A 14935-nucleotide genomic window follows, 5' to 3' on the forward strand; every position below is an offset into this window, starting at 1 on the left:
CGCTGCATCTTAGCGGTCGACCGGCCCTCGGCCGGGCTCGCGACCTCATCCCTCGCTGAGGATGAGACCCTTCGTCAGTTCCAGCGCCTGTCTTTCGAAGAGACTGCGATAGATGCCGCCCTTGACGCGGATGAGCGCGCCGTGGTCGCCTTCTTCCGCAATGCGGCCGCGATCGAAGACCAGAAGGCGGTCCAGCGCACGTACGGTGGAAAGCCGGTGTGCGACCACGAGCGTGGTGCGCCCCGTCATCAGCCGCTCCATCGCCTGCTGGATCAGCACCTCGGACTCCGAATCGAGGCTCGACGTCGCCTCGTCCAGGATGAGGATGGGTGCATCCGCCAGAAAGGCGCGGGCAATCGCCACCCGCTGGCGCTCGCCGCCCGAGAGCTTCACGCCACGTTCGCCGACCAGCGTCCCATAGCCCTTCGGCAATGCGGCGATGAAGTCATGCGCGCTCGCAAGCCTTGCCGCCTCCTCGATGTCGCGTTGCGTCGCCCCCGGCCGTGCATAGGCGATATTCTCGGCAAGCGAGCGGTGAAACAGTATCGGCTCCTGCTGCACGATGGCGATCTGCTGGCGCAGCGACGCCTGGGTGAAGTCGGCGATATTCTGCCCGTCAATGCGGATCTCACCGGCATTCAAATCATGGAGACGCTGTATCAGCTTGATGAACGTCGTCTTGCCCGAACCGGAGTGCCCGACGAGACCGACACGCTCGCCGGCCGCGATGTTGACCGAGAAGCCCTCGTAGAGAGGCGCGCGATGGGCTCCATAGTGGAACGTCACATCGCGGAACTCGATCTCGCCCTCGGTGATGCGGATGGGCTTTGCGCCTGGCCGGTCCTCGACGCCGAGCGGCTGGGCGTGAATGGCGACGAGCTCCTCCATGTCGTTGATCGACCGCTGCAGGTTGCGGATATGCATCCCCACCTCCCGCAGATAGCCCTGCAGGATGAAGAACGAGGTGAGCACGAAGGTTATGTCGCCTGCGGTCGCCTGCCCTCTCGCCCACAGCAGGAGGGCAAAGCCGATCACGGCCGCGCGCAGGACGAGCAGCATTGCGCCCTGCGCGGTACCGTTGAGAGTGCCGCGCGACCAGGTGCGCCGCGTCCGGTTCTCCCATTTGCGGAGGACCTTGGCGAGACGCGCGTCCTCGCGCCCTTCCGCACCGAAGGCCTTGACGACGGTATTGCAGCTGACCGCATCGGCGAGCGCCCCGCCAAGCCTCGTGTCCCAGCTGTTGGCAAGGCTCGCCATCGGCGCCACATAGCCGAGCGACAGGGAAACGGTGACGGCGATGAAGGCGATCGAGCCGAGCCCGATGATCACCCCCATCATCGGCCAGTACCAGGCCATCAGCGCCGTGGAGCCGACCAGCATGACGATAGAAGGGAAAAGCGCGACGAGGAGCGTATCGTTCAAGAGATCGAGTGCCCACATGCCGCGCGTCACCTTGCGGACCGTCGAACCGGCGAAGCTGTTGGCGTGCCAGTCACTGGAGAACCGCTGGATGTGATGAAAGGCGGCCGCGGCGATATCCGACATCATCTTCAGCGTGAGGCTGACGATACCCATGAAGGTCACATGCCTGAGGATGATGGCACCGAACGACAGGGCCATCAGCATCATGAAGGCCGCCATCGCCGCATTCCAGGCGACGTCGTCGCTCGCCGCACCTGAAATCACCGCGTCGACCAGCCGGCCGGAGTAGAGCGGCGTAAGCACATCGGCGAGCGTCGAAAGCAGCACAGTTAGAAGAAGAGCCGCGAGCCGCACCGGCTGCTTCTTCCAATGGTCCCAGGAGAATCGAAAAACGCTACGGAAGGCGCGGTTGCGCGCCGTGAAACGAGTAAATGCCATAGGTGTTGCCCGGTGACGAGCGCACCGGCCTCAATATTGCGAAAGCATGAAAATGCCGTTGGGGAAAGGGTCAGAACGGCATCAGCGGATCGCCGGCTTCTAAGAAGAAGCGGTGGGGCGATGACAATTCCTGCCTGCTGCGAAGAAGCGAGAACGCTTGCGTCACAGGGTCAGGATCGTGGATCCGCCCCGTAGGGAGAAGAAAATGCCTGCATCGTAACCTCCCTGATCTGATTGCCGAAGGACCGCTTATAGTTGAGGTCCTCGCGGACGCCAAGCGCCAATATTGTATTTTCCCGCAAGCAGAGCCGGCGTGCTGCAAGTTTGCAACAGTTTCCCGATCACGCCGCTTAATGCGCAGATGGCATGCAACATCCGGGATTGAACGTCGGTGCAGTCCGCGCTTCCGCGCCGCGAAGCTGTTGAAAATGCCGCGATTTTGCAGAACTTTCATATTCTGTTGGAAATTTCGCCGTTATTCATTGCCAAGCCTGCCCGTCGAATTTCAGAAATCATCCCCAGAGGTTGCCCGTGCAGAACAACAACATTCTCGTGGTCGGCGGCGCCGGCTATATCGGCTCGCATACCTGCCTTCAGCTTGCGGCAAAGGGTTACCAACCCGTCGTTTACGACAACCTCTCCAACGGCCACGAGGAATTCGTCAAGTGGGGCGTTCTCGAAAAGGGCGATATCCGTGACAGGCAGCGTCTTGACGAGGTTCTTGCGCGGCACAAGCCGCGGGCGATCCTGCACTTCGCGGCGATGATCGAGGTGGGCGAGTCGGTCAAGGACCCGGCCGCCTTCTATGACAACAACGTCATCGGCACGCTGACCCTCTTGTCTGCGGCGCTTGCCGCGGGCATCGACGCCTTCGTCTTCTCATCGACGTGCGCGACCTACGGATTGCCCGACAGCGTACCGATGGATGAGAGCCATAAGCAGGCCCCGATCAATCCCTATGGCCGCACCAAGTGGATCTGCGAGCAGGCGCTGAAGGACTACGGTCTCTACAAGGGCCTGCGCTCGGTAATCCTGCGCTACTTCAATGCCGCGGGTGCCGACTTCGAGGGCCGCATCGGCGAATGGCATGAGCCGGAAACCCATGCGATCCCGCTCGCGATCGATGCGGCACTTGGGCGGCGCGAGGGCTTCAAGGTCTTCGGGACAGACTACGACACGCGCGACGGAACGTGCGTGCGGGACTATATCCACGTCCTCGATCTGGCGGATGCCCATGTGCGCGCGGTCGACTATCTCCTCGAGGGCGGCGAGAGCGTTGCGCTCAATCTCGGGACCGGCACCGGTACCACGGTGAAGGAGTTGCTGGACGCGATCGAGAAAGTGGCCAAGCGACCGTTCAACATCGGCTACGCCGAGCGGCGCGAAGGCGACTCGACCACGCTTGTCGCCAACAATGACAAGGCGCGTCAGGTTCTAGGCTGGGAGCCGCAATACGATCTCGCAGCGATTACCGAATCGGCATGGAACTGGCACTCGCGCAGAAATCAGGGCGGCTGACTTTCGCGACCAGCGACCGTGGCTGCCGGAACGAGGGGTTGCCCGGTCTTCTTTCCAAACCGCTCAGCCTTTTCCTCAAGGCGCTCTATTCGGCCGCTCGGCCTGCCAGGCCTGCCGTGACTCGCCGGGCGCGGCCGCGCCGCAGCAGCGGGCGCTCGAGCATCATGTAAGCGGCGATGCCTATGAGCGTTCCCGAAAGAACCGCTGCGAACATCGTTGCGGGCGCGCCGAGACCGATCGCAAGTCCTGCCTTCGCCACGACCGAAATCGCAAAAGTGTGCCAGAGATAAATCGAATAGGAGGCGTCGCCGAGTAGCCCCGGCAGCGACAGCGCCCGCACGCAGCCGTTCGCCTCCAGAGAGAGCACGCCGATGACAAGCAGCACCGCCAGCGGCCCGGTCGTCAGTTCGTCGAATGGGAGACCGAGCACACCGATGAGAGCGAAGCCGCCGAGCGAGCAGGCGAACAGCGCGGAACCGACAGCGAGTGGCGGTACCCTGCCCTTCAACCAGAACTCGCCGATGATCATGCCGGCGACGAATTCCAGAATGACCGGCCGCGTATAGGTCAGCATCACCGCATCGTCGAAGGCGACCACGCGGCCGGCGATCACCAACGCTAGGAACAGCCCCGAGACGACGGGGAGCCGCCAGTTGCGCGGCATGAACAGCGAGCCGGCGAAGACCGCGTAGAAGAGCATCTCGAAATTGAGCGTCCAGCCCTGCACGAGCACAGGCCAAATCTCTCCACTGCTCGGCGAGCGCGCGGGCACGAAGAACAGCGACGCCAGAACATGTTCCAGTGTCATCACCAGATTGGGGAACAGACCCGCCAGTGCCCCCGCGACCATCACGCCGGTCGCGAGCCAATAGACCGGCACGATGCGGCGGGCACGATCGGCGATGAATTCGACGGGTGTCACGGACCTGCGATCGCTGATGACCCACATGATGAAGCCGCTGATGACGAAGAAGACATCGACGCCGGCGGCTCCGATCGTGAAATGATGGCCGGTCTTTTCCGCCGCGTGGAAGAGCACGACGGCGATTGCCGCCGCCGCGCGAAGATATTGAATGCCGTGGATCGTCTTCAACGGCTGTCTCCCGACCGCGGTATCATCGGGCCGAAAGTTCGCCCGTAGGGCGCCGGATCGAGTCCTGCCGGCCAGAGCAGCGTCGCTGCCCGCCGGCGGCGCGGGATCGTCAGTTTGCCTGCCGTGAAGTACAAGAGGAAGGACCCGACGTGGTAGGGGGTGAGAATATCGATTTCGACGAAGGCACGCACGAAGAGCAGCGCGCCGAGACCGAAGAGTACCATCGACTCCGGATCGCGATCCTCCGAAAGCAAGCGCTTCAACTGTCCGAAGAACGCTGTGACCAGCACCATGGTAAGCAGGATCAGGCCGATCAAGCCCGTCTCGACGACCGCTTCGATGAAGGTGTTGTGGAAATGGAAGCCGGCGCGCGAACCGATATAGAACTCCTCCCATAGCCGCTCGGCCTCGGAGAAACCCTGCACCCAATAGGCCTGATAGCCGACGCCGACGAGTGGCGACACCTTCGCCGCCTCGATGCCCTGCTGCCAGAGATAGGTGCGCCCGGTGAGCGTCGAATCCTTGCCGAAGGCGCCGAGGATCAGATCGACGCCACCGGCATAGATCATCGCGACGGCGGCAACGCCGCCGAACACCGATGCGGCAATGAAGAGGAGCTTCCTGCTGGCGGGACGCAAGGCCGTGATCGCCCGCATCCCGAGGCAAAGACCGATGACGGCCGCAGTCGTCAACACGGAGGTCGCCGATTGCGACGTCAGCAGGCAATAGGCGGCAAGCAATCCGGCACCTCCTGCCGCGCCCATCCACAGCCCCTTCTCCCCGAGCACAAACACGGCCGCGAAGGCGAAATAGATGCCGAGCGAGGCGTAGAAGCCCAACTGGTTCTTCGACGCGAATGCTCCAACGAAGCTGTAGGTGCCGTCCAGCGGATCGTAATGATAGGTACCGAAGAGCAGCGAATAGAGGAGCACGATTGCGGCGCCCGCAATCATGCCGCGCGTCAGCGTGCGGATGTCGATCGTGCGCATTGCGATGAGCGCACAGACGACATGGCTCAGATACTGTATTCCGGTGCGCAGCGACAAGGACGGGGCCGCCGACCAGAAGATCGTAATGCAGGCGAAGATGGTGAAGGCGAATATCCATAGATAGCTGGCGTAGTTGCCGAGAACCTTGCGGTAGTCCACGAGGACGAGCGGCAGCCACAGGCCATAATAGGCGAGGATAGAAACCTGTCCGAAGCGCGCCGAATAGGCGAAGACGAAGAGCGACAAGGCCAGGGCGAAGATGCCGTAGACTTCATTCGCTCCAGGTCTGACAAGGCTCGCCTTGGATATCCTCATGCCTGCCTCACCGCATCGCCAGTGCAGTATTCACCTTGATGACATCGCCGGGCAGCACGGGTGTGTTCTCGTCGGCGGCGATCTCGGTCGGCTTGCCGTCCTTGTCGCGAATGATCGAATAGGTAATCTCGGCGGCCTGCTCTTCGAGCTGGGCCGCATCCGCCGACTGCAGCAGCGCCTCGGTCATGAGATCCCGACTGGTGCCGAGCTTCAACGTCAGCGTGTCCAGCTCGGCTTCGGTGTTCTGCAGTTCCTGAGCAAGCTGAGCATCCCAGTCGTTGCGGAGGTTCGTTTCGTCCTGCGCCGCCTTGCTTGCATCCTGCTTTGCCTTGAGGGATGCGGTGTCGATGTCCAGCAGCGACGCCTGAACGTCCGCGACCCGCTGCTCGAGGGACAGTTTGCGCTGGCTCAGCGCCAGCCCTTTTTCGGCAAGGCTGTCGACCTTGTCGCGATCCTCCGTGGCAAGCTCGAGCTGGCGGGCCTGCGTTTCGGCTTTCTTTGCGAGTGCTTCAATCTCGCTCTGGAGAAGAGATCTCAGATCGGCGAGCGCATCGAGCTGACGCTTCTGGCGCTTGTCACGCGATTCCATAAGCGCAGTCTCGCTGTCGAGCAGCTTTTCGGCGTCCGGGACGTTCTTGAGCTCCTCGGGCATGGGGATTGTGTCGCGCTTGCCGATTTCGGCAAGCAGTCGCGCGCGGCGAATGAGCAGACGGCTGCGTTCCGCAACCTGCACCGCGGATTCCCCGCTGGCATTGATGTAGTCGCGCGCGAATCGCTGGCCGTTATCCGCCCGCCGAAGCCCTCCCCCGAGACTGACGGCCTTCAATACCGTCAAATTGGGAGCATAGGGGTATTCTCCGGGCGTCTGCACCTCGCCGGAGAGATAGACCGGACGATATTGCGCCATCTCCACCGACGCGGAGGGGCGATCCCTGAGACCGAAAAGCTTCTGCATCTTGACGCCGATCTCTTCGGCGACCTCCGACGTCGTCTTGCCGGAGGCAGGCAAATCGCCGACGAAGGGCAGGGAAAGACTGCCGGATGGACCCACCGTATAGTCGCCGCTGACGGCCGACCAGTCGCGGACCGCCCCTTCGGCGGTTTGCCACTCGGCCACGCGAACTCGGAGCTTGTCCATGACGCCGAGCCGGTACTCATCGGCCCGCGCCAGCGACGCCCCTGAGGCTGCGAGTGCAGCAAGGAGCGCCAGGCGGGTAAAACAGGAAACCATACGGGAACCAGCGGATTTCCCTGATCGTCTATTCGATTGCATTTTTGGATATTTCCGTTGCTCGACGTTGCCCGTTCCGGACGGCGCCAAGATTTCAGTAGCTGCCGCGGGAGAGGCAAACGGCAGGGATCGTCTTGAAAACAATGACAAGATCGGCGAAAAGCGACCAGTTCTGGACATATTGCGTGTCGAAAGCGACGCGCGTGGCGTAGGAGACGTCGTTGCGGCCGCTGATCTGCCAGAGCCCCGTCAGGCCGGGACGCGATCGCAGATAAAAGACGGCTGCCGAATCATAGAGTTCGAGTTCGTCTTCGACCACCGGACGGGGGCCGACGACGCTCATTTCACCGCGAATGATGTTGAGGAGCTGCGGCAACTCGTCGAGGCTGAGCTTACGCAGGACTGCCCCGACAACGGTCACGCGCGGATCGTTCTGAAGCTTGCGGGTCGCACGCCATTCTTCATAGGCGTCGGGGTTGATCCTGAAAAACTCTTCGAGGACCTCGTCGCCCTTTTCCATCATCGTACGGAATTTCAGGCACTTGAAGGATTGGCCATTGTGACCGATTCGGCGATGCCCATAAAAGACACTGCCGCCGTCCGAGAACTTGACGAGGGCCATGATGAGCAAAAAGAGCGGGCTGAAGAGAAGGAGGGCCACGGAGGCGGCAAGAACGTCGAAACTGCGTTTTGCCATACCTCCGATCGGTCGGACTGCCCCGGTTTCTTCGGGGATAAAAAACGGCGAACTGGCCGAGCGCGTCGCGGACTTCATAGAGGTGACTCCATTTACGTTGGCGATTGTCGGTCCCGTGGGACGCGGGCTCATCTAACGTGAGTGTATGGTCAGAATTTGTTTTTTGAAGGCGGAATAATGGCAGCTCTGCGCCGCCCGTCTCGCCAACGGTTCAAGGTGGCGAAAGTCGCGAAATATTACGAAGAGTTAATTTCGGAGAGCGCAAATCAGGGGTTAGGATAGTTCTCCGGTACATCGCAAACCGGAAACATCGTCGCGGGCTAGTTATTTCGGATTTATAAAGTATTGGTAATAGACGCATCATTCTGCACTGACGGACAGCGGACCCGCTGGTGCACGAAATTGACGCGCGGCAACTTTCCCTCACTTTTTTTGCATCGCAACATTTTATTGCGGCGCACAGTTGCTGAGGCTACCCGCTCAAACACGTGTAACAAAAGTTGATCGGGAAAAAAGGCCGGCCACACGCCCCAAGAGGCAGAACCCAAGGCAGCTTTCCGAAAGGCCGGGCAATTTTAGGGGAACTACGGCCGCGTTCCGCGCGCATCCATCTCACGCGGCAAACTGCCCCGGAGATGGGGAACTTATCCGCGATCACACCCGTTTAAATTGTGCGAAATGGAGCCAATGCTTAAAGGCGGCGGAAAGATTTCCGATGTATGCTCGACTGCAACAAAGTAGCGTTTCCCGGTTGAAGAGAAAAGCGGGCGCTAATATAGTGGCCAGGCAGGAGGAGAGGGCAACAACTCTTATGAGGTTCCCAATCGCAGACCCGAAGGTAGGTTAGCGCCATGTTCGCACCGCGTGTTTTTCTGAGCATGATCGGCGCTTTGGCGGCTTTTGCCGTTGCAACTTATTACCTCAATGGATCGCTCGCCTCGACGGCGATCCAGACCCTGATCTGCGCGGTCCTCATTCAGGTCGGCTACTTCATCGCCGTCCTGTTCCTCGTATGGAAAGAGGCGCGCGAGCGCCGTAGGCTTTCTTCACAGAAGCAGTTCGTGACGGCCGAGGCCGCCAACGATGAGAAGCAGCCGGGGAAGGTCTCGCTGCGCAGACTGAACCGGCCTCATCATCTCAATTCCTGAGCGGCTGGCGCCGCTCTCCTTCGCAATTGCAAAAAAATTTTTCGCCTGACGCGTTTGCGACATGATCGCACGGCATGGTTCCGGCAACTTCGCGCCCTTGAGGCGCGACAGCCGATAACTCGCTGGAGGCCTCACATGACCGCAGCCGCGCCGACGGACGTCTGCATCATCATTGCCGCGAAGAATGCCGCCGACACCATAGCGCGCGCGATCGCTTCGGCGCTTGCCGAACCGGAGACGGCAGAAGTCGTCGTCATCGATGACGGCTCGACCGATGACAGCGCTTCGGTGGCACGCGCTGCGGATGACGGAACGGGGCGGCTGAAAGTCGTTCGCTTCGAAGAAAACCGCGGCCCCGCGGCCGCACGCAATCATGCGATCGCGATTTCACATTCTCCGCTTATCGGCGTGCTCGACGCGGATGATTTCTTCTTTCCGGGACGCCTGGGCCAATTGCTTTCGCAGGACGGCTGGGACTTCATCGCCGACAACATCGCCTTCATCGATGCCGCGCAGGCGGCAAACGCGCATGGCAGCATCGACCGATTCGCCCCTAGCCCCCGGCTCATCGATCTCGTCGGCTTCGTCGAAGGAAACATCTCGCGGCGCGGCGTGCGGCGCGGCGAAATCGGCTTTCTGAAGCCGCTGATGCGGCGCACCTTCCTCGACCAGCGTGACCTGCGCTACAACGAGACGCTGCGCCTCGGTGAAGATTACGATCTATACGCTCGCGCGCTCGCCAATGGCGCACGCTTCAAGATCATCCGTAGCTGCGGCTATGCCGCCATCGTCCGCGGCAACTCGCTGAGCGGCAGTCACCGGACGACCGACCTCAAGCGTCTCTACGAGGCCGATCGTGCAATTCTCGCAGGGAGCCGACTGAGCAGCGACGCCGAAGCGGCGGTCCGCCGGCACGAGCGCCACATTCGCGACCGCTACGAACTACGGCATTTTCTCGATCTCAAGAACCAGCAGGGCTTCGGGCGTGCAATCGGATACGCCCTGACCCACCCGGCGGCACTGCCGGCGATCATCGGCGGGATCCTAGCGGACAAGACCGAACGTTTTCGTCCGTCCGGTTCGCCGGCGCCCGTCGCTCTCGGTGGCAAGGGCGACGTGCGCTATCTGCTCGAGACTCTTGCCGTGGATCAGCCTCAAAAATAGTCCCGGCGTATGCCATCGAGCACCGTGCGGAAACGCTCCTTGCGCTCTGCCAGCGCATTGTCCTTGCTCAATTGCGGCGCCGCCCGGCTTGCCTGCCACAGCGCCAGCGTCGCGGGCGCGGCGAGCGCTCGCTTGGCGGCGGCGCGCAATGAAGTCTGGCGTGGTTCACGCTCGGCGACCGCCAGGTCTCCGTCGATCTGTCGGCGGTTCGGGTCTTCCGGCTGCGGTTCCTTCGCCTGGAAATCCATGCCCCAGAAACGGGCCCCCTTGATCATGGCCTCCGCCCGCGTCGACACCGGCACCCGCCGGGGGCGGTAGGTGACGCCGAGGGTCTGGGCCCAGTCGTTCCACTTGAAGCTGTTGATGCTGTGCGACGTGCTGACCGCGGTCCAGGGAACGCGGAACGCGTCGGCCAGGATGGCGCCGTGCATGGATTCGGCGACGATAAGCTCCGACTGGCCGATCTTTCGGATGACGTCCTTGGCCTCGCCACGCGGGTCGATATAGTTGAGCCCGACCGCGTCGCAGATCGCCGGCCACAATCCGGCGATCGCCGATTCCCAGTGTGGTACGAAGCTCCGCTTATATATCTTTCGAAGGCCCTGAAACTCCGGAAGGTCGGCGACCATCACCGCAGGATCGATGATACCGAGCTCGGGAGCCACGCCGACCTTCGCAGCCGTCAGCGGGCCGCGGACCGAGCGGATATCCCACTCCTTAGGGTCGCTCATGTCGGGAAGCGTGCCGTAGCCGAAACCGCTGCCGATGACGAGCTTATGCGTAGCCTCGGGCAGCAGAGCGCGGTTCAAGACCGTTCCGACCCCCACGAGCAGCGTCTCGGGGTGGACCTCGCGAAAACCGGGCAGCAGGAAATCCCAAAGCCACAGGTTGAGGTCGTCACCGAAATTTCCGTGCTGGGATTCCCAATAATACGGCTTCATGACCGTCTCCGTTTGCATTGTGAGGCGACCTGACATGCGCCGCGGCGATTGTCGTCGCTTGATTTCGGGTGTTGTCAGCGCAAGCAGCGCGTGCCCGATCGGGCCGAGGGAGGTTAGCGGGATAGTTTTCCAACCGCCAACTCGGCGGCGCTGCCGATCAATCGCGGGTCTCGCCAGAGCCAGCGGGCAAGAAGATCGAACTGCGGCAGTTTCCTGCGCTTTATCCGGCGTGCCTGGCTCCATAGCGCCTGCCGCCGCGCGGTATGCTTGTAGGATCGGATCGCCTCCATCGCCTTCGGCCGGTTACGATATCGGCCTTCGAGCGTGTCGAGTGCAACCCAGGTATTGAACTGCTGCTTCAGGAACTGAGGCGAGTCGTTATCGATCGAATGAAAGATGTTGAGCCCTTCGCCACGCACCGCGCCCGCTGCATCGCAAAGAACCACGCGCTTGGATGCGAGCACGCAATCGCAGAAGAAGAGCACGTCCTCGGCCGCTAGCTTGAGCGTGGCCTCGAAACGCACCTTTTCGAAGAGCTTGCGCCCGATCACCATGCAGGACATGTGGAGAAAGCTCCAGTTCTTCAGCATGACGTCCTGAAGTTCGGGGAGCTCGACCACGAGGGGACTTTCCGAGAGGCGCGTGACGGTCTCGCTCTTTTCGAGATCCGCGACCCCGAAATGATAGTAGAAAGCGTCGCCGCCCGTGATCGAGGCCCAATAGCAATCGGCGTCGAAACGCGTCATGCTTTGATAGGCGTTCAGGAGATGATCCGGCGTCCAGACGTCGTCGGAATCGAGGAAAGCGACGAAGTCGCTGTCGGAAGGAACATTATCGAGACCGGTATTGCGCGCGCCACCCGGCCCGCCGTTAGGCTGGCGGATGACGGTGATGCGCTCCCTTTCTTCCTGGGCGAGCCCGGCGAGCTCGTCCGCTATCGGATAGGGGGATTCGTCATCGATCACGAGAACGTGGAAATCCTCGAGCGTCTGAGCAAAAACGGATGCCAGCGCGCGCCGGAGAATTCCGGGTTCCTTCTGGTAGTACGGAATGACAACTGTGAGCTTCGCCATCTTTTCGCCCCTGCGGTTTCTCTAAAAAGAGTCTGCGTGGTCTCCTCCCACCGGGTCGCGGCCGTATATCTAGAGTTTGTCCTTTGCATTCCTCCTTCAAAGGACTTTCACGGAATCCTCGCCAATGACCCCAACCGTTAACGCAAAAACCGTAACGCGCAACGTCGGCTGGAGCGTTCTTTCCAAGACAGGGACATTCGGGCTTAAATTTGTCACGGTGCCGATTCTGGCCCGCATTCTGTCTCCCGAGGAATTCGGCGCCGTCGCTGTTGCGCTCACCGTGGTGCAGTTCCTCGCCATGATCGGCGGCGCCGGCCTCACCTCCGCACTCGTCATCCAGCAGGATGAGGAGATGGAAACCGTGCACTCGGTTTTCTGGGCGAACCTCGCCATCGCGCTCGTGATGGCGCTCGGACTGTTCGTTTTTGCCGAGCCCCTGGCCACGCTGCTCGGCGCGCCGGAGGCTGCCTACCTGCTAAGGATCCTGAGTCTGCTGATCCCGCTGCAGCTCGGCGGCGACGTTGCCTATTCGCTGCTTGTCCGGAGGATGAATTTCCGCAAGGATGCCGTCTGGAGCATGATCTCCGAATCACTCGGTGCCGTTATTGCCGTTCTTCTGGCGCTGCTCGGTTTCGGCATATGGTCGCTGCTCGCTCAGCTTTTCGTCTCCGCGCTGGTGCGCCTGTCCGGCCTCTATGCCGTTTCCCGTTACGCACCGCGCTTCGTATTCTCGCTGCAACGCGTTCTGGCGCTCAGCCGCTTCAGTTTCGGCATGATGGGCTCCGAGATCGCGAACTTCATGACCTTCCAGTCCCCGATGGTGGTGATATCCCGCTATCTCGGGCTGTCCGACGCAGGCGCCTATTCGGCGGCGAACCGGTTCGCGAGCATCCCGAACCAGGTCGTCCTCTCCGCCGTCATGGGGGTGCTGTTCCCAACCTTCGGCCAGATGATGCATGATCGCGAGCGGCGTTCACAGGCGCTGATGCTCAGCACTCAGGTGACCACCGTCCTGCTGGCGCCGATGATGTTCGGCCTCTGGGCACTTGCCGAGCCGGCGATGCTCGTACTTTTCGGGAGCCAATGGGCCTATGCCTGGCCGGTCCTCGGACTTCTCGCACTATCGAAAGGCATTCTCACCCCCTGCAGCACGTTCATCCCCTATCTCAAGGGGGTCGGCCAGGGAGCCGTCCTGTTCTGGTGGGCGCTGATTCGCGCGGTTGCGACAACAGGCGCGGTCGCCTACGGTGCCATCGACGGCTCGCTGGTCGAGGCGATGATCTGGCTGTGCATCGTCAATGCCGTAACGCTTGTCGGATACTCCTGGGTGGTGTTCCGTGCCGACAGCACGCCCTTCCTCAAGGGTTTGTTCATATCCAGCCGGCCGATGATCGCGGCGCTGCTGATGGCGCTCGTCGTCCGCTTCCTGCTCGAGCATTTCGGCGCACATGTGCCGAACGCCGTCTTGCAATTGATCGCCGGAACGGCCATCGGCAGCGTGATCTACACGGTTCTGATCCTTCTGACGGAGCGATCGCTGTTGCGGAGGCTCCTGGACATGGCGCGAGCACGCAAGCCGAGAGCCGCTCCCGCGGGAGCCGCCGAGTAGCCAGACGAGCCCGACTGCGGAAGAAAGAGTGACGGGTCAACCCGCCCTTTTGTTGCCGCCAGGGCGCGGCCGCGGGAACGGTTTGCGGCACGCCGCGTTACCGTTCGACGGCAACAACATGGATGTTCGAGATGAAAGGCATTATCCTTTGGTTGATGGGCGTTCCCCTCATCGTCATTATCCTGCTCTATATGTTCGTCTTTTGACCCCGCGGCATCGCGAATCATTCCGCCTGACGAGCAACAGCCGCGCGAAATACACGTGATCAGTCACGCCGATATGCACCCCGCGGTGGCATTCACCCATAGTTTTGAAGGATGTGAATGGCGCCCACCTGGGTTAGCCTGTTCGGGTGTTTCGGCTGAACGGGGATGGGGAATGACCCGCATCAAAAGCGCTGTAGCTGCCGGCGGCAGGCGAGCGCCGCACTCGGCACGACTGGGCTCTGCCAGCACGCGGACCATCGGCGCCGTTCTGGCGGCGCTTCTCATGACCCATGACGCCGGGGCCGCAGAGCCGATCATCGGTCAAGCCTCGGTGATCGACGGCGATACTATTGAAATCGCGGGCGAACGCGTCCAACTTAACAGTGTGGACGCGCCGGAAGAGTGGCAGGTCTGCCTCGATGAAAGAGGGGCAGATTATCGGTGCGGCAAGGAATCGGCCTCGGCCCTGGATGCATTCTTGTCGGCATCCCGTCCGACTCGCTGCGAATTTGCCGGCCGCGATCGTTATGGCCGCTTCGTCGGAACGTGTTTCCGGGCCGATGGCAAAGACGTGAACCGCTGGCTGATCGAGTCCGGCAATGCAGTCGATCGCGACACGGACAACAAAGGCCTCTATGCATCGGCGCAGCAAACTGCCAAATCGAACGGTGCTGGAATCTGGCGCGCACAGCCCGAGCATGCCTGCGCGGCGCGCGTCGGCCGGGTGAACCGAAAGCCGAGTTGTTGAAGGCTGCAAACGAGAGCCAATGATCTTAGAATTCTGGATCCTGTGCGCCATTGTTACCGCCGTCGTTGCGGCGGTCAGAGGCGGTCATAGTCTGCTGTGGCTGCTGATCGGCTGCCTTCTTGGGCCAATCGGTATTCTGGCGGCGATCTTCGTGCCCTCGCTCAAATCGAAGGACCCTTCGGTGGCGGCGAAACGCCAGAGCGAGATCGACGAGCTGGCGAAGCCGCTTCGCGAAGGCGACACCAAGACCGTCTCCGCAAAGCCAAAGGATCGCTGAATCACGATAATTTAAGGTCGGACCGTGCGCCCTTGGAACGGCCTATGGCCTGGCTCTGCCGAACCT

At 61.5% G+C, this 14935-nt stretch carries 13 protein-coding genes; 6 read left to right on the forward strand and 7 right to left on the reverse strand.

The window, feature by feature from the left end; genetic code table 11:
* Positions 1–45 precede the first annotated feature (45 nt).
* Entirely contained in the window at positions 46–1860 is a 1815-nt protein-coding gene (locus tag M1D43_RS22390; RefSeq protein ID WP_010975902.1) for an ABC transporter ATP-binding protein, read from the reverse strand.
* Positions 1861–2391: 531 nt separating this feature from the next.
* Here M1D43_RS22390 and galE point away from each other — a divergent pair.
* The gene (gene galE / locus M1D43_RS22395) at positions 2392–3378 is read left to right on the forward strand and encodes a UDP-glucose 4-epimerase GalE (RefSeq protein WP_010975903.1); all 987 of its coding nucleotides are present in this window, start codon (positions 2392–2394) and stop codon (positions 3376–3378) included.
* A gap of 85 nt (positions 3379–3463) precedes the next feature.
* On the opposite strand, the gene exoZ is transcribed toward galE, so the two are convergent.
* The 4 genes from exoZ to exoY are packed head-to-tail and all read right to left on the reverse strand — an operon-like array spanning position 3464 to position 7781.
* Positions 3464–4471, reverse strand: a complete 1008-nt coding sequence (exoZ, locus tag M1D43_RS22400) for an exopolysaccharide production protein ExoZ (RefSeq protein WP_014527108.1) — start codon at positions 4469–4471, stop codon at positions 3464–3466.
* The gene (locus M1D43_RS22405) at positions 4468–5775 is read right to left on the reverse strand and encodes an O-antigen ligase family protein (protein ID WP_014527107.1); all 1308 of its coding nucleotides are present in this window, start codon (positions 5773–5775) and stop codon (positions 4468–4470) included. The genes exoZ and M1D43_RS22405 overlap by 4 nt, the downstream gene beginning before the upstream one ends.
* 7 nt (positions 5776–5782) lie before the next feature.
* Entirely contained in the window at positions 5783–7048 is a 1266-nt protein-coding gene (gene exoF / locus M1D43_RS22410; protein ID WP_010975906.1) for an exopolysaccharide production protein ExoF, read from the reverse strand.
* Between the two features lie 52 nt (positions 7049–7100).
* Positions 7101–7781, reverse strand: coding sequence for an exopolysaccharide production protein ExoY (gene exoY / locus M1D43_RS22415; RefSeq protein ID WP_010975907.1), 681 nt, complete (start codon positions 7779–7781; stop codon positions 7101–7103).
* A gap of 773 nt (positions 7782–8554) precedes the next feature.
* Here exoY and exoX point away from each other — a divergent pair.
* On the forward strand, positions 8555–8851 hold the full coding sequence (gene exoX / locus M1D43_RS22420) for an exopolysaccharide production repressor ExoX (protein ID WP_014527105.1): 297 nt from the start codon (positions 8555–8557) through the stop codon (positions 8849–8851).
* Positions 8852–8986: 135 nt separating this feature from the next.
* Entirely contained in the window at positions 8987–10015 is a 1029-nt protein-coding gene (gene exoU / locus M1D43_RS22425) for a succinoglycan biosynthesis glycosyltransferase ExoU (protein ID WP_014527104.1), read from the forward strand.
* Here exoU and exoV read toward each other — a convergent pair.
* Positions 10006–10956: a succinoglycan biosynthesis protein ExoV gene (gene exoV / locus M1D43_RS22430; RefSeq protein ID WP_014527103.1), complete on the reverse strand. Its 951-nt coding sequence runs from the start codon at positions 10954–10956 to the stop codon at positions 10006–10008. The genes exoU and exoV overlap by 10 nt on opposite strands.
* A 113-nt stretch (positions 10957–11069) precedes the next feature.
* Entirely contained in the window at positions 11070–12029 is a 960-nt protein-coding gene (gene exoW / locus M1D43_RS22435) for a succinoglycan biosynthesis glycosyltransferase ExoW (protein ID WP_498814244.1), read from the reverse strand.
* A 124-nt stretch (positions 12030–12153) separates the two neighbouring features.
* Here exoW and exoT point away from each other — a divergent pair, with 124 nt between their 5' ends.
* The 3 genes from exoT to M1D43_RS22450 all read left to right on the forward strand — a co-directional run bounded on the left by exoT (position 12154) and on the right by M1D43_RS22450 (position 14869).
* On the forward strand, positions 12154–13638 hold the full coding sequence (gene exoT / locus M1D43_RS22440; RefSeq protein ID WP_498814245.1) for a succinoglycan biosynthesis transport protein ExoT: 1485 nt from the start codon (positions 12154–12156) through the stop codon (positions 13636–13638).
* Between the two features lie 378 nt (positions 13639–14016).
* The gene (gene exoI / locus M1D43_RS22445; RefSeq protein ID WP_010975913.1) at positions 14017–14592 is read left to right on the forward strand and encodes a succinoglycan biosynthesis protein ExoI; all 576 of its coding nucleotides are present in this window, start codon (positions 14017–14019) and stop codon (positions 14590–14592) included.
* Positions 14593–14611: 19 nt separating this feature from the next.
* A complete protein-coding gene (locus M1D43_RS22450; protein ID WP_010975914.1) occupies positions 14612–14869 on the forward strand; it encodes a hypothetical protein in 258 nt (85 codons plus the stop codon).
* Positions 14870–14935: the final 66 nt, after the last annotated feature.

The organism is Ensifer sp. R1-3 (assembly GCF_056739175.1).

Coding starts and splice junctions, on each gene's coding strand:
- M1D43_RS22390 (WP_010975902.1), bottom strand. CDS start 1,860: ATGGCATTTACTCGTTTCACGGCGCGCAACCGCGCCTTCCGTAGCGTT.
- M1D43_RS22405 (WP_014527107.1), bottom strand. CDS start 5,775: ATGAGGATATCCAAGGCGAGCCTTGTCAGACCTGGAGCGAATGAAGTC.
- exoF (WP_010975906.1), bottom strand. CDS start 7,048: ATGCAATCGAATAGACGATCAGGGAAATCCGCTGGTTCCCGTATGGTT.
- exoY (WP_010975907.1), bottom strand. CDS start 7,781: ATGAAGTCCGCGACGCGCTCGGCCAGTTCGCCGTTTTTTATCCCCGAA.
- exoX (WP_014527105.1), top strand. CDS start 8,555: ATGTTCGCACCGCGTGTTTTTCTGAGCATGATCGGCGCTTTGGCGGCT.
- exoU (WP_014527104.1), top strand. CDS start 8,987: ATGACCGCAGCCGCGCCGACGGACGTCTGCATCATCATTGCCGCGAAG.
- exoV (WP_014527103.1), bottom strand. CDS start 10,956: ATGAAGCCGTATTATTGGGAATCCCAGCACGGAAATTTCGGTGACGAC.
- exoW (WP_498814244.1), bottom strand. CDS start 12,029: ATGGCGAAGCTCACAGTTGTCATTCCGTACTACCAGAAGGAACCCGGA.
- exoT (WP_498814245.1), top strand. CDS start 12,154: ATGACCCCAACCGTTAACGCAAAAACCGTAACGCGCAACGTCGGCTGG.
- exoI (WP_010975913.1), top strand. CDS start 14,017: ATGACCCGCATCAAAAGCGCTGTAGCTGCCGGCGGCAGGCGAGCGCCG.
- M1D43_RS22450 (WP_010975914.1), top strand. CDS start 14,612: ATGATCTTAGAATTCTGGATCCTGTGCGCCATTGTTACCGCCGTCGTT.